This window comes from Bacillus sp. JNUCC-22 (assembly GCF_018861275.1).
Lineage (GTDB): Bacteria > Bacillota > Bacilli > Bacillales > Bacillaceae > Bacillus > Bacillus velezensis.
Genome location: NZ_CP076408.1, coordinates 3,037,581 through 3,050,353, shown reverse-complemented (window position 1 = coordinate 3,050,353; position 12,773 = coordinate 3,037,581). Strand labels below are relative to the sequence as shown.

14 protein-coding genes and 1 pseudogene are annotated in these 12,773 nt (G+C 44.8%); 11 read left to right on the top strand and 4 right to left on the bottom strand.

Annotated features, from left to right (window positions below; all coding sequences use genetic code 11):
* Nucleotides 1-11: 11 nt before the first annotated feature.
* Nucleotides 12-1,988, top strand: a complete 1,977-nt coding sequence (locus JNUCC22_RS14845) for a S9 family peptidase (RefSeq protein WP_150941383.1) — start codon at nucleotides 12-14, stop codon at nucleotides 1,986-1,988.
* 40 nt (nucleotides 1,989-2,028) lie between these two features.
* Here the strand turns inward: JNUCC22_RS14845 and JNUCC22_RS14840 are convergent, their stop codons facing one another.
* The gene (locus JNUCC22_RS14840; protein WP_169510385.1) at nucleotides 2,029-2,364 is read right to left on the bottom strand and encodes a NifU family protein; all 336 of its coding nucleotides are present in this window, start codon (nucleotides 2,362-2,364) and stop codon (nucleotides 2,029-2,031) included.
* 79 nt (nucleotides 2,365-2,443) lie between these two features.
* Here JNUCC22_RS14840 and JNUCC22_RS14835 point away from each other — a divergent pair, with 79 nt between their 5' ends.
* Complete coding sequence (locus tag JNUCC22_RS14835; RefSeq protein WP_150941382.1) at nucleotides 2,444-2,770, top strand: YuzD family protein; 327 nt, start codon at nucleotides 2,444-2,446, stop codon at nucleotides 2,768-2,770.
* A gap of 37 nt (nucleotides 2,771-2,807) precedes the next feature.
* Here the strand turns inward: JNUCC22_RS14835 and JNUCC22_RS14830 are convergent, their stop codons facing one another.
* Nucleotides 2,808-3,875 (bottom strand): NAD(P)/FAD-dependent oxidoreductase, encoded by a 1,068-nt coding sequence (locus JNUCC22_RS14830; protein WP_150941381.1) that lies wholly within the window; start codon nucleotides 3,873-3,875, stop codon nucleotides 2,808-2,810.
* Nucleotides 3,876-4,141: 266 nt separating this feature from the next.
* Here JNUCC22_RS14830 and JNUCC22_RS14825 point away from each other — a divergent pair, with 266 nt between their 5' ends.
* From JNUCC22_RS14825 to JNUCC22_RS14810, 4 genes are all read left to right on the top strand, one after another.
* Nucleotides 4,142-4,378: a YuzB family protein gene (locus JNUCC22_RS14825; RefSeq protein ID WP_007408721.1), complete on the top strand. Its 237-nt coding sequence runs from the start codon at nucleotides 4,142-4,144 to the stop codon at nucleotides 4,376-4,378.
* Between the two features lie 134 nt (nucleotides 4,379-4,512).
* Nucleotides 4,513-5,730 (top strand): NupC/NupG family nucleoside CNT transporter, encoded by a 1,218-nt coding sequence (locus JNUCC22_RS14820; RefSeq protein ID WP_012118346.1) that lies wholly within the window; start codon nucleotides 4,513-4,515, stop codon nucleotides 5,728-5,730.
* 123 nt (nucleotides 5,731-5,853) lie between these two features.
* The gene (gene dapF / locus JNUCC22_RS14815; protein ID WP_043020740.1) at nucleotides 5,854-6,708 is read left to right on the top strand and encodes a diaminopimelate epimerase; all 855 of its coding nucleotides are present in this window, start codon (nucleotides 5,854-5,856) and stop codon (nucleotides 6,706-6,708) included.
* Between the two features lie 78 nt (nucleotides 6,709-6,786).
* The gene (locus JNUCC22_RS14810) at nucleotides 6,787-7,149 is read left to right on the top strand and encodes a HesB/IscA family protein (RefSeq protein WP_003151967.1); all 363 of its coding nucleotides are present in this window, start codon (nucleotides 6,787-6,789) and stop codon (nucleotides 7,147-7,149) included.
* 141 nt (nucleotides 7,150-7,290) lie between these two features.
* Here JNUCC22_RS14810 and JNUCC22_RS14805 read toward each other — a convergent pair.
* Together JNUCC22_RS14805 and JNUCC22_RS19555 are read right to left on the bottom strand one after the other, a co-directional pair.
* A pseudogene (locus JNUCC22_RS14805) lies at nucleotides 7,291-8,051 on the bottom strand (SDR family NAD(P)-dependent oxidoreductase).
* A 191-nt stretch (nucleotides 8,052-8,242) separates the two neighbouring features.
* On the bottom strand, nucleotides 8,243-8,461 hold the full coding sequence (locus JNUCC22_RS19555) for a MerR family DNA-binding transcriptional regulator (protein ID WP_225307334.1): 219 nt from the start codon (nucleotides 8,459-8,461) through the stop codon (nucleotides 8,243-8,245).
* A gap of 363 nt (nucleotides 8,462-8,824) precedes the next feature.
* Here JNUCC22_RS19555 and JNUCC22_RS14795 point away from each other — a divergent pair, with 363 nt between their 5' ends.
* The 5 genes from JNUCC22_RS14795 (at nucleotide 8,825) to JNUCC22_RS14775 (ending at nucleotide 12,759) form a co-directional block, all read left to right on the top strand.
* Nucleotides 8,825-9,397, top strand: a complete 573-nt coding sequence (locus JNUCC22_RS14795; protein WP_007613520.1) for a hypothetical protein — start codon at nucleotides 8,825-8,827, stop codon at nucleotides 9,395-9,397.
* A 67-nt stretch (nucleotides 9,398-9,464) separates the two neighbouring features.
* Complete coding sequence (locus tag JNUCC22_RS14790) at nucleotides 9,465-9,800, top strand: uberolysin/carnocyclin family circular bacteriocin (RefSeq protein ID WP_003151973.1); 336 nt, start codon at nucleotides 9,465-9,467, stop codon at nucleotides 9,798-9,800.
* Between the two features lie 82 nt (nucleotides 9,801-9,882).
* Nucleotides 9,883-11,538 carry a hypothetical protein gene (locus JNUCC22_RS14785; RefSeq protein ID WP_033574899.1) on the top strand — a complete coding sequence of 552 codons (1,656 nt, stop codon included), beginning with the start codon at nucleotides 9,883-9,885 and terminating at the stop codon, nucleotides 11,536-11,538.
* Nucleotides 11,531-12,235: an ABC transporter ATP-binding protein gene (locus tag JNUCC22_RS14780; protein ID WP_015240505.1), complete on the top strand. Its 705-nt coding sequence runs from the start codon at nucleotides 11,531-11,533 to the stop codon at nucleotides 12,233-12,235. Before JNUCC22_RS14785 ends, JNUCC22_RS14780 begins: the two co-directional genes overlap by 8 nt.
* Nucleotides 12,232-12,759: a stage II sporulation protein M gene (locus JNUCC22_RS14775; protein ID WP_025285208.1), complete on the top strand. Its 528-nt coding sequence runs from the start codon at nucleotides 12,232-12,234 to the stop codon at nucleotides 12,757-12,759. Before JNUCC22_RS14780 ends, JNUCC22_RS14775 begins: the two co-directional genes overlap by 4 nt.
* Nucleotides 12,760-12,773 lie beyond the last annotated feature (14 nt).

The window sequence follows — 12,773 nt, the reverse complement described above, 5'->3', positions numbered from 1 at the left end:
GGAGAAACGATTTGAAAAAACTCATAACCGAGGAGGACATTGCGACACTCGTATCCGTGACAGACCCGCAATATGCCCCTGACGGCAGAAGAGCCGCTTACGTCCGGACAACAGTCAATCATAAGCGTGATGCCTATTCCTCAGCCATTATGGTATATGACACAGAATCCGGCATCTCAAACCCGTGGACTTTCGGGGACAACAGAAATACAAGTCCGCGGTGGTCGCCTGACGGACGGCGCCTCGCCTTTGTTTCTGACAGGGAGAACGGCATCCCTCAGCTGTACATCATCGACGCTGCCGGCGGAGAGGCGGAGCAGGCGGCCGATATTCCTTGGGGCGTATCAGATCCGATATGGGCGCCCGACGGCAGATCCGTGCTTGTGTCCGTCAGTCTGACATCAGCGGAGCGCGCCGATGAGAAAGAAAAAAAGAAGCATGACGAGTATGAGCCGGTTGACATTCAGTCATTAACATATAAACGTGACGGGAAAGGCCTGCTGAACGGAAGCTGGGCCCAGCTTGTGCTGATTCATCTTGAAACGGGGGAGGTTCAGCAGCTGACGGATCATGAAGCGGATCATTATGACGCGGCCTTTTCACCGGATGGCAGGCAGCTTGCGTTTACCGCCAATTTATGCGAGCCGGGTGACGCCGGAAAGCCGAGCGATGTCTATCTGATGAATCTGGCGGATGGAAGCCTGAAGCAGATTACGCCGCACCGCGGTTCTTTCGGTTCCTGCGTGTTTTCACCGGACGGTTCTTATATTGCGATGCTGGGCCATGAAAATGAATTTCGCAATGCGACTTTAGAAAAAGCGTGGCTGTACGACGTGAAAACTGAGCGGCTGTCCTGCCTGACCGACATGCTGGATGTTCATTTGAGCGATGCGCTGATTGCGGATTCAATCATAGGAGGAGTGACGCCCCGGCCGGTATGGACAAACGACGGGCAGGGTTTTTACGTTCTCGGGAGCGAGCAGGGAAGCACCGGTATTTATTATATCTCGATTGACGGCCTCGTATATCCGATCCGATTAGAAGAAGAGTATGTGAACGGTTTTGCTTTTCACCCTGATCAGAAAAGCTGTATCGCTGTCATTGCCAAACCCGCACAGCCTTCCGAGCTTTACAGCATTTCACTTGAAGATGGGGAAGAGAAGCAATTGACATTCGACAATGATCGGTTTATTGAGGAGCGTATCATATCCGTGCCGGAAAAGCTGCAATATGAAACAAAGGACGGGCTGACGGTAAATGGCTGGTTTTTAAAGCCCGCCGTTTTTGAAGAAGATCAAACTTATCCCCTCATTCTATACATACACGGCGGGCCTCACATGATGTACGGCCATACGTATTTTCACGAATTCCAAGTGCTGGCCGCACAAGGATATGCTGTCGTGTATGTCAACCCAAGAGGAAGCCATGGCTACGGGCAGGATTTTGTCAATCGTGTCAGGGGTGATTACGGAGGCGGAGATTACCGTGATGTCATGCAGGCGGTGGATGAAGCCGTTCAGGCGTATCCGTTTATTGACAGCGGCCGTCTCGGTGTGACGGGCGGAAGCTACGGAGGGTTTATGACGAATTGGATTGTCGGGCAGACAGACCGTTTTAAAGCAGCCGTCACGCAGCGCTCCATTTCAAATTGGTTCAGCTTCCACGGTGTCAGCGATATCGGTTTCTTTTTTACCGACTGGCAGCTCGGGCATGATTTGTTTGAGGAAGCGGATAAGCTTTGGGATCGTTCTCCTGTAAAATATGCGTCCCGCGTTTCGACACCGCTTTTGATTCTGCACGGTGAGCGAGATGACCGCTGTCCGATAGAGCAGGCCGAGCAGCTCTTTACCGCGTTGAAGAAACTGAACAAAACGACGTCGTTCATCCGGTTTCCGAAAGCCACGCATGAGCTGTCGAGAAGCGGCCATCCGGAACAGCGGATGAAACGCATCCGTTATATTTGTTCATGGTTCGATGACTATTTGTAAAAAATAAAAAACCAGGCTGTCATGCAGCCTGGTTTTATGATTAAAATACTTGTTCTACTTCAACGACACCCGGTACTTCTTCAAGAAGGGCGCGTTCGATTCCGGCTTTCAGCGTAATCGTTGAACTTGGGCAGCTGCCGCATGCGCCAAGGAGGCGAAGCTTTACAATGCCTTCGTCTACGTCAACAAGCTCACAGTCACCGCCGTCACGAAGCAGAAACGGACGTAATTTATCCAATACTTCCTGTACTTGCTCTTTCATTTCAACCTCAGTCATGAGATTCGCTCCTTTCATATACATAAAACCATTATATTCACAGTAACGGTAAAAATCTAATGTTTGGTTTGCAAAGCTGCTTTCCCCATTATAGCATATTTAAACTTGAACATAAAAACCGTTTTTTATACAAAAGCTGCCCCGTCCTTTGTATACTGGTGTAAAGGGGATGATATACATGACAAAGCCGGTTACGCTCAGTGTTTACGGCGCTGAAACGCTTTGCGCAAGCTGCGTGAATATGCCGAGCGCCAAAGATACGTTTGAATGGCTGGAGGCGGCGCTGCAACGGAAATATCCGGAACAGCCTTTTCATATGCGGTATATTGATATTGACGCACCGCCTCAGCAAAAGGAGACAGAAGAACTTGCGGAGCGCATCAGAAACGATGAATTTTTCTATCCGCTCGTGCTGGTGGAGGATGTCATTGTGGGGGAAGGGAATCCGCATTTAAAAGATATATATGAAGAAATGGAAAAGCACGGCTATGTTGCGGGCTCTTAAAAATGGCCGCTGATCGCAATCAGCGGCTTTTTTCTTATCAGCCGTTATGATGCTTGTACATCCATAAAAGGCCTGATTTTAATAAACGGGGCACACGCCCGATGAGCGGACGGTCGTTGACAAGACCGAAGCCCGCTTTTTTTCCGAGTGAACCGAGAACGCCTTTCAGCTTAAATTGCGGCATTGTTTCCGGCAGCTCTTCATTGTTCCAGCGTTTCAGGAGGATCTGCACAATTTGTTCCGCCTGTGCTTCAGCCAGCTGGGCGCTCGGCGCATGCGGCAGGCTCGCGCAATCACCGACGACGTAAACATGCTCATCGCCCGGAAGGTTGTGATGCGGTGTTAAAATGATGCGCCCCTGCGGATCTTTTTCAGCGTCCAGTTCTCTGACGGCTTTATTCGGCTGAATTCCCGCCGTCCACACGATGGCATCGGCCGCTATTCCTTCATCATGATTATAAACGATCCCGTCTTCCACTTTTGTAATATTCGCATTATTGATAATGGCGACGCCGTGTTCTTCAAACCATTTCTGAACATACTTGCTGAGTCTTTTCGGAAAGCTTGATAAAATCAGGTCGCCCCGGTCAAATAACATAATCTTCAGATCGTCACGGCTCTCTCTTAATTCACTGGCAAGCTCCACGCCGCTTAATCCCGCTCCGACGATAGCGACAGATGCATTGGCGCCGAGGTTGTTCAGCTTTTGATAGGCTTCGCGTGACTGATCAATGGACTGAATGCTGTAAGTATGTTCCGGCGCGCCGGGCACGTTATGATACTTATCCTCGCAGCCCAGTCCGATCACCGCGTCATCGTAAGAAATCGGTTCGCGGTCATGAAACAGAACCTGTTTGTTTTTCGTGTCGACGGAAGCCACCTCACCGTATTGAACATCCAGATTCGGATGCTCAGGAAAAGACACCCTGATATGATGATCAGAAATCGTGCCGGCGGCGAGCGCATAATATTCTGTTTTTAAGCAGTGATACGGGTTTCTGTCAATCAGCGTGATGGATATATCTGACGGAAGCTGGTTCGGCAGTAAGCGGTGCAGCACCCGCATGTTTCCGTAACCCCCGCCGATCAAGACCAATTTTTTCATAATGATTCCCCTTTTGCCCGAAAAATATGGTAGTCAATGTTGTTACAAAATAACGAACTATGTAAAATAACATCTAGAATTATATCGAATTTGATCTAAAACCACAATAATAGTTTTAAAATAACCTACAAATTGACCAGAAAACACGTAATAGTAAAACCTTTAACCTGAATTAATATGTTACGATAACATTGAGCGTGAAACCGGATCTTTGACGAATAGAGGAAATTCCGTTAGGATAAGGTACATATGTGAGGTGAAACCGCATGAATCCGATGATTGAATTCTGTGTCAGCAATTTAGCGCGCGGTTCCCAGGAAGCACTTGAGATCTTAGAGAAGGATCCGAACTTGGACGTGCTTGAATACGGCTGTTTAAGCTATTGCGGGAAATGCATGGAGTCCCTGTTCGCCCTGGTCAACGGCGAAGTGGTCACGGGAGGCACGCCTGCTGAACTGGTTGACAACATATATACATTCATAGAAGAAAATCCGATGTTTTAATCAGAGGCTCCGAACGGGGTCTCTTTTTTATTGCGCCCCGGGTTTTGGCAAAATAAAAAATTTGTAGACAGCAAAAATAAATATTGTTATCTTAATAAAGACTTTTTTTAAATAAAATTTTAGAGGTGGATTCATTGAATATCGTTTGGGGGCTGCTCGGGGCAGTTGCTATATTAGCCATTGCTTTTTTGTTATCAGAGAAGAAAAGCAAAATTAACCTGCGAACCGTCATTGTCGGTTTATGTTTACAAATGGCCTTCGGATTCATCGTATTAAAGTGGGACGCCGGACGGGCCGTATTTTTATGGTTCTCAAGCCGTGTGCAGCTTCTCATTGATTATGCGAACGAAGGCATCAGCTTTATTTTTGGCCCGCTGTTAAAAGTGGGCAGCAGCCCGGCTTTTGCGCTGAGCGTTCTGCCGGTCATTATCTTTTTCTCAGCGCTGATTGCCGTTTTGTATCACTTGAAAATCATGCAGCTCATCTTTCGCGTCATCGGAGGCGGACTGTCAAAACTTCTTGGGACAAGCAGAACGGAATCGCTTGCGGCGGCTGCGAACATCTTTGTCGGACAGTCTGAATCACCGCTTGCCATTAAACCGCTGATTGCGGGATTGACCCGTTCCGAGCTGTTTACGATTATGACGAGCGGCCTTTCGGCTGTAGCGGGTTCGACGCTTTTCGGTTACGCCCTGTTAGGCATTCCGATCGAATACTTGCTGGCGGCCAGCTTTATGGCGGCTCCCGCCGGTCTCGTGTTCGGAAAAATTTTAATACCTGAAACGGAAAAAACGCAGACGATAAAAGGCGATTTTAATATGGACGAAGAAGGCGAAGGCGCCGCTAATGTGATTGATGCAGCGGCAAAAGGCGCGTCCACTGGCCTTCAGATTGCTCTAAATGTCGGCGCCATGCTGCTTGCGTTTGTCGCGCTCATCGCCGTAGTGAACGGAATTCTCGGCGGAATCGGCGGCTGGTTCGGTTTCAAACATATTACATTAGAATCCATTCTCGGTTACGTGTTTTCACCGATCGCATTTGTAATCGGCGTTCCTTGGCATGAAGCGCTCGGAGCGGGAAGCTATATCGGACAGAAACTTGTGCTGAATGAGTTTGTCGCTTATTCAAACTTCGGTCCGCATATTGCGGACTTTTCTAAAAAAACGTCTACGATTATCAGCTTTGCGCTGTGCGGATTTGCCAACTTCTCTTCGATTGCGATTATGCTCGGCACACTGGGCGGTTTGGCCCCAAGCCGCCGTTCGGACATTGCGCGCCTCGGATTAAGAGCGGTTATTGCGGGAACACTCGCAAACCTTCTCAGCGCGGCGATTGCCGGCATGTTTATTTAGTAAACGATAAAAGCTCCCTGCATATGCAGGGAGCTTTTATGTATGAAAAACGGGGGATATTTGTATTGTGTCCGAGCAGAAGAGCTTTTATACTAAGTAAAAGAAAAAAAGTTGGAGGCCGATATGAATTCATTCCGTTTTACCAAGATGCACGGTCTTGGAAACAGTTATATATATGTAAATCAATTTGAAGAACAGCTGCCGGAAGAACGGCTGGCTGAGATTGCCGTTAAAGTGTCCAGCATTCACACGGGCATCGGCTCTGACGGAATGATCCTCATCTGTCCGTCAGAAAAAGCGCCCGTCAAAATGCGGATTTTTAATAATGACGGCTCAGAAGGGAAAAATTGCGGCAACGGCCTTCGCTGTGTGGCAAAGTACGCATACGAACATAAGCTGACAGAAGAAACGTCCTTTTTCATTGAGACGCTTTCAGGTCTAGTGAAAGCAGACATTACAGAGGACAACGGGATTGTGCGTGAAGTCGCCGTCGATATGGGCGAACCGCGCCTCACCAAAAAAGAGCTGCCGATGCTCGGCAATGAAGATGAACGGACGATCGATGAAACCCTTGTTTTTGGAGAAACGGAGCTTTCCGGAACAGCCGTATCAATGGGAAACCCCCATATTGTTTTTCCGGTTGCGGATATCAATCAAGCGCCTCTTACAACGCTCGGTCCCGTCATTGAAAAAGACCCGAGATTTCCGGAAGGCGTCAATGTCGAATTTGTGGAAACCGTCAGCGCCGATGAACTTCATTTCCGCGTATGGGAACGCGGCTCCGGCATTACACAGGCTTGCGGAACAGGCGCCTGTGCGGCGGCTGTCGCATCCGTATTGAACGGTGTTTCCGAACGAAACCGGGATATCACCGTTCATTTAGCGGGAGGCGACCTTGTGATTAATTGGCAGGACAACGGGCACGTACTGATGACGGGACCCGCCGAAACCGTATGCAGCGGCGTCTATTATTTGTAAACAGCTCGTTTGAGAAATACTCTCCTCAAGGTTTATAATAGATATCAGCATCCGTTTTTAAAAAAAGGAGGTCTACCTATGAGTGTTCCAGTAACCATCACTGAAGCAGCGGCTTTGCATATAAAAGATATGATGAAAGAGCATGAAGAAGAAAACGCGTTTCTCCGTGTGGGCGTAAAAGGCGGCGGCTGCAGCGGCCTGTCTTACGGAATGGGATTTGAGCACGAAAAAGGCGAAAAAGACAGCATGTTTGAACAGCACGGAATCACCGTTTTGGTCGACAGCGAAAGCCTTGATATTATGACCGGCACGATCATTGACTTCAAACAGTCCATGATGGGCGGCGGTTTCACCATTGACAACCCGAATGCCATCGCTTCCTGCGGCTGCGGTTCATCTTTCCGCACGGCCAAAAACGCCGGTACGCCGGAAGAGTGCTAAGGGTCAACCCGCCATTATTAGGATGAAAAAATATGACGTCTTTCTTTCGGTGGCGTTTGCACCATTGTTAAGAAAGGCGTTTATCTGTTTAATAAAAGGAAAACCCGCTCAACAGAAGCGGGTTTTCCTTTTTCAAAGAGGTTATTCGATTGTATGTTTCATCGCATGGTACATATTTGCCGTATGTTCATCGGCTTTATCCCGTGACATGCGCAGCCGTTCTTCTGAAGAACCATATCCGATTTCTTGTTTGCCCTCTTTCAGTCCTTTAAAAATCCCATCAGCGAATTCATCCAGCGGTTCTCCTTGAGTATGCAGCCCTGCTCCGCCTAAATCTGTATTCACCGCCGGAGGCGCAACTTCAATCACTTCTACAGATGAATCGGAAAGCTGATGTCTCAGACTCATTGTAAATGAATGAAGCGCCGCTTTCGTTGCTGAATAGATCGGTGCAATGGCAAGCGGTGTAAAAGCCAATCCCGAAGAGACGTTAATGACAGCCGCATCTTCTTTTCCGGCAAAAAACGGAGCGAACAGCATAGACAGGTGGAAGGGAGCTTCAATGTTCGTTGTGATTTCTTTATTGAAATAGTCCAATTGTCCTTCGCATCCGCTTTCAGCACATGAAACCGTTGTTGAATCCCCGCGTTGTTTACTAACACATTCACTTCCGGATAATTTTCTTTCACCCAATCAAACAGTGATATACGTTCTGATGGAATGCTCAAATCACTGACATATGTAATAAGATCCGGGAATGTTTCCTTTGCTTTTTGAAGAGCGTGCTCACGCCGTCCGGTCACGATGACTTTATTTCCCGCTTTTAAAAACCGTTCTGCGAAAGCCAATCCTATTCCGGCATTTCCGCCTGTAATCAGTATTGTATTTCCCGTCAGTTTCATATTATCTCCTCTTTTCCGATTGTTTTTACTTCAACAAACTTACGTCTCTTGAACAGAGCTTTTGATATAACGTGCAATTTTCATTTCAATTCCTTTTAAAGCCTTTGTCGTTGACGACATTTCATCCAGTACTGACCGCTTGTGTCTCCTCATCATGTCAAGCCGAAGTTTAATAGGACTCTCTCCTTCAATTACCCAATCAATATATTGCTTAAAGCCTTTGATGGGCATGTGGGTATTTTTAAACAAATCGCGATTTCAAGGAGCGGCATTTGATCTTCTGAAAATAACCGTCGGCTGGCTTCATCACGTTCAATCAGCGGCAGCAGTCCCTTTTTTTCATAATAACGTAACGTTGATTCTGTCATATTACACTTTGCTGCTGCTTCACGAATTGAACAATATGTCATCGAAAGACCTCCAACAGTATTCTTTCCTTGTCACTGGGTGATGATACGACTTAAACCATGTTTAAAGTCAATAAAAAATGTGATGAATTCAGACATATGTCACAAAAGGAAATGGGCAGATTTTCAATAGGTTTAGGAGTGACGGCCTTCACAAAAATCCTCAAATCAACGGTTCAAATCATACTATTTGCAAATTCGAAAAAAAATAAAGGGTACATAGCACCAAAAACTCTGAAAGATGTGCTCTTTGTCAACACGTCCTAAAGTCATATTTTTCGAAAGGATATTGATTTTTTGATAGGATTAAACTAAATTGTAAAAGTATAGAATAGTTAATTTATTTTGTAAGAAAAGGATGATAATATGATAGGTCAATTGAGCAATAAAAAAATATTTTTAAGTTCTTTTTTCATCATTTTGATCTGTTCATTACTCTTCCAATTCAGTATTTCAGATAAAGTTCTGCAGTCGTATTATTCTTCCGTCGGAGAAAGTACCTATGATATCGGGGAGAAAAGTGTTCGTACGATTGTCATGTTTCTGCAAGGGTTTATGATCTTCACAACTTTTGTGGAAATTCTGATAGGCGGATTTCTGTTATTCGTTGCCGCTTTTATTCTCGGTACAAAAAAACCGAAAAAAATATATTTGCTTCTATATACACTGACTTCTTTAATCTCGGCATTTAAAATGTTAATTCTTTCAGTTGTTAATTACTTAACGGCTGATTCCTCGCTTATATATTCTGCCGGCGGCACCAGCTTGAGTCTGCAGCTGCTGGACCCATTTCTGCTCATATCAATCGCGGCTCTTTATGCTGCCGCAGGAAAACTGACCGATCTCAGTAAAGGCAAGAGAATCATTTTGACTGGATGTTTTGTTTTACTAAAACTCTTTACTATTTTCTTAAACTATTTTATGGCGGATAAAATTTAGCTCGGGAGAGAGTCAATTAAGCTGAATTTTATTATAAATTAAAAAAACAGAGTAGGGAGATGTTATGATGAACTTAGTAAAATCTAATAAAAAGTCTTTCATTTTGTTTGGCGCGGCTCTTGCTGCAGCAACATTGGTTTATGCACTATTATTAACGGGAACTGAATTAAACGTGGCGGCGGCTCATGCATTCTCAGCCAATGCTGAATTAGCTTCGACTCTCGGCATCTCTACAGCAGCAGCTAAAAAAGCAATTGATATTATTGATGCGGCATCAACAATTGCTTCTATCATTTCTCTTATCGGTATCGTTACAGGCGCAGGCGCGATTTCTTATGCAATCGTTGCAACAGCAAAAACAATGATTAAGAAATACGGCAAAAAATACGCAGCTGCTTGGTAAAATCGATCAATAAATAATTGCTCTTTTTGTACAAGCTGCAAAAAGAGCCTCTCTCCCAAATACATATGTAAGGATTGAAAGTATGATAGTCAAACAAATTGCGGCTCTTATCAAATATAATACCCTGTCATCGTTTCGAAAAAGAAAGGAAGATTGGGGCATTCCTCAACTCAACAGCAAACTGCTGTCTGCCATTATTATTTCTCTGTTATGTTTATATCTCGTTTTCCTGGGATGCGGTGTTGTATTCGGGACAAAACTGATTCAGCTGCCCCTCAGCGCATGGGGGCAATTTGTTTTAATCGCCGTTTCACTTGAGCAGCTTTTTTGGGCTGCCGGCTTCTTTAAAGAACACCACAATGCCTTTCTGCTGGATACGCGCAAGGTCATTCATCAATTAAAAAAGGTTCGTTTTTTACAGCTGTTTTCTGTTTTTGCCGGCCAGGCGATCAAAAAAACCATTTTCGTATGGTATCTTTTTGTTTTTCCGGTCTTTTTGTTTTTATCAAGCGCAGGCATGACCGGGTCTGCGGCGGTCATCGTATTTTTCTTGGGCTTCGTTTATTTTCTTCTCAATTTATTTTTATCTATGCTGTTTTCTTATGTTGTTTATCTTCTTACAAATATGTGGAGCAAATTGTTTTACTTGAAAATCATGAAAGGCATTTTATTCAGCGTCAGCCTGCTGGTTCCGCTTGCAGTCGGGTATGCCGTTTATCTTCTCGTGTTTGGGGAGTATACCGCAAAGGATATTTCAAGCTTTACGGAGTCACCGGCTTTCCGGAACATCCTCATGAATACGCCGTATGTATGGTTAGCATTCCGCTCACATTCCGTGCTCGTTTTCGCTGCGGTGTTTGCGGCCGCCGTCCTTTTAACGGCGGGGATTTTTAAACTATGGTCGGCCACGCTGAAGAAAATGGACCTTATTCCTTATATGTTTTTGACAAATGCAGATTTTGCGCCAAAGCTGAAATTATATAGAAATAACAAAATATTTCATGCCGTTTTTCAAAAGGATCTGCTGTTTTTATCGAGAATTGACGGATTTTTTATCAGGAACTTCGGCAGTATGCTGTATTTGTTCATGCTGTTTTTAGGTTTTTGTATTCCGCTTCTATCGCATCATTTTATCGGGTATTCGGCAGCCGCCATCGTGTCTGCGGCGGTTATCATTGCGAACTTTTCGTATCAGCTCGTCGGAGATGCGCTCAAAACAGTGTTGTCAGTTGACGGGGAAATAAAAAATCAGCATCTGTTTCACCGGAATATCAAACATGCGTGGCAGCTGGTGTTTCCGAAAGTATGTATTTATAATCTCGCCGCTCTTATCTATTCGTTCATCATCACCATTTTGATTACGGTGTTTTTTCCGTCTTCCGCTGCGCTGACGATTTACTTGTTTATTGTGTTTTTATGTTCGGGTTTTTTATACAGTCTTGTCCAGATTTCAAGCACCGCCCTGTATCCTAAGAAAAACTGGGAGCATATGTACGAAATTGGAGAAGCGGGGAAAGCAAAGACGTATAACAACTTATACGGATCTTTCATTTTCATTGTGTCGCTTCAAATCGCTGCGATCACGTCGTATTTTATCTATAAAAAGCCGGAACTTGAAATGATGCTTATTCATTCTGCATCAGGTATTTTTGTCCTGTTCACACTATTAAACTATGGAGTCATGTTTCTGTTTCTTCGCAGAATCAATATGGCGGAAAGGTTTGCGAACAATGATTAAATTAGTGAATATACAAAAAAACTATAGTGAAAAACAGGTGTTGAAAGATATTTCGTTTGAGGTGAAAAAAGGCTCAATTTATGCTTTGCTGGGGACTAATGGAGTCGGGAAAACAACGACTTTGAAAATCATTTCGGGCCTGCTTAAACCGACTTCAGGCAGCGTCATGATTGACGGTAAGGAACTGGATTCAGAAGAGGGGGGGCAAATATCGGCTGATATCGGTTTTGTGCCCGACCATGCCTTTTTATATGATTACTTAACGGGAGTCGAATACTTGCGTTTTACAGCGGAGATGTTTGAAGTACCGTCTCAGCGGACAAATGAGTATATAAAGAATATGTTAGAGACGCTGAAGCTTGCTCAAGACGGAAATCAGCTGATTAAAACATATTCACATGGAATGAAACAAAAATTATCAATTGCGGCCGCGCTCATTCATCAGCCAAAGATATTAATTCTTGACGAACCGCTGACGGGCATTGATTTAATCAGCGGTAAAACGATACGGACGTTATTAAAGGAGTACGTCAAGCAGGGACATACGGTCCTGTTATCGACTCACTTGCTGGAGCTGGCGCATTCGCTGTGTGATACGATCGGTATTATACATGAAGGCGTTTTTGCTGCGGAGTATCAGTCATCCGAGCATTCATTAGAAGAGATTGAAGAATTGGCTGAGAGTATCTATACATGATGAACCGCATGTTGCCGGCAATCAGGACGTCCGTCATTCCGTTAACCGCGTCATTGCTGTTTTTTTCAGGCGGTGTGATCGCTGCGTTTTTTTCCGATCACTTTGTTTCAACCGCGTCTTACAACGGCTCGTCAGGCGCGGTTGAACTGCTGAAAAACAATGCAATCGCTTGTCTGTTTTTAGCCGCGGGTTTTTTTACCTTTGGGTTGACCTCAATCTTTTATTTATTCACCAACGGGTTTATTTTAAGCGGCTCTATTATAGAAAATCTGCATAGCGGGGTTCCTTTTTATCAGATTTTTTTACTGCTAATTCCTCATGGTATATTTGAAGTTCCCGCGTTATTATTAAGTGGCGCCATTGGTTTTAAGGGCGTTGAATTGGTTATCAGGCTGTGTTTTTCTAAGGAAAAAAAGATAATGGCTTCAATGTTCAGGCATATTGGAATATTGGTGCTCATAATTATTTGTCTGCTGATCGCCGCTGCCATTATTGAAGCTTACATCACACCAATTTTTAAGTAAAAGGGGCAGAAATC

Bases quoted from the DNA above. Each gene is read 5' to 3' on its own strand.
- JNUCC22_RS19555 (WP_225307334.1), bottom strand. From the start codon at position 8,461: ATGACATATTGTTCAATTCGTGAAGCAGCAGCAAAGTGTAATATGACA.
- dapF (WP_043020740.1), top strand. From the start codon at position 5,854: ATGAATTCATTCCGTTTTACCAAGATGCACGGTCTTGGAAACAGTTAT.
- JNUCC22_RS14785 (WP_033574899.1), top strand. From the start codon at position 9,883: ATGATAGTCAAACAAATTGCGGCTCTTATCAAATATAATACCCTGTCA.
- JNUCC22_RS14810 (WP_003151967.1), top strand. From the start codon at position 6,787: ATGAGTGTTCCAGTAACCATCACTGAAGCAGCGGCTTTGCATATAAAA.
- JNUCC22_RS14825 (WP_007408721.1), top strand. From the start codon at position 4,142: ATGAATCCGATGATTGAATTCTGTGTCAGCAATTTAGCGCGCGGTTCC.
- JNUCC22_RS14835 (WP_150941382.1), top strand. From the start codon at position 2,444: ATGACAAAGCCGGTTACGCTCAGTGTTTACGGCGCTGAAACGCTTTGC.
- JNUCC22_RS14790 (WP_003151973.1), top strand. From the start codon at position 9,465: ATGAACTTAGTAAAATCTAATAAAAAGTCTTTCATTTTGTTTGGCGCG.
- JNUCC22_RS14780 (WP_015240505.1), top strand. From the start codon at position 11,531: ATGATTAAATTAGTGAATATACAAAAAAACTATAGTGAAAAACAGGTG.
- JNUCC22_RS14830 (WP_150941381.1), bottom strand. From the start codon at position 3,875: ATGAAAAAATTGGTCTTGATCGGCGGGGGTTACGGAAACATGCGGGTG.
- JNUCC22_RS14795 (WP_007613520.1), top strand. From the start codon at position 8,825: ATGATAGGTCAATTGAGCAATAAAAAAATATTTTTAAGTTCTTTTTTC.
- JNUCC22_RS14775 (WP_025285208.1), top strand. From the start codon at position 12,232: ATGATGAACCGCATGTTGCCGGCAATCAGGACGTCCGTCATTCCGTTA.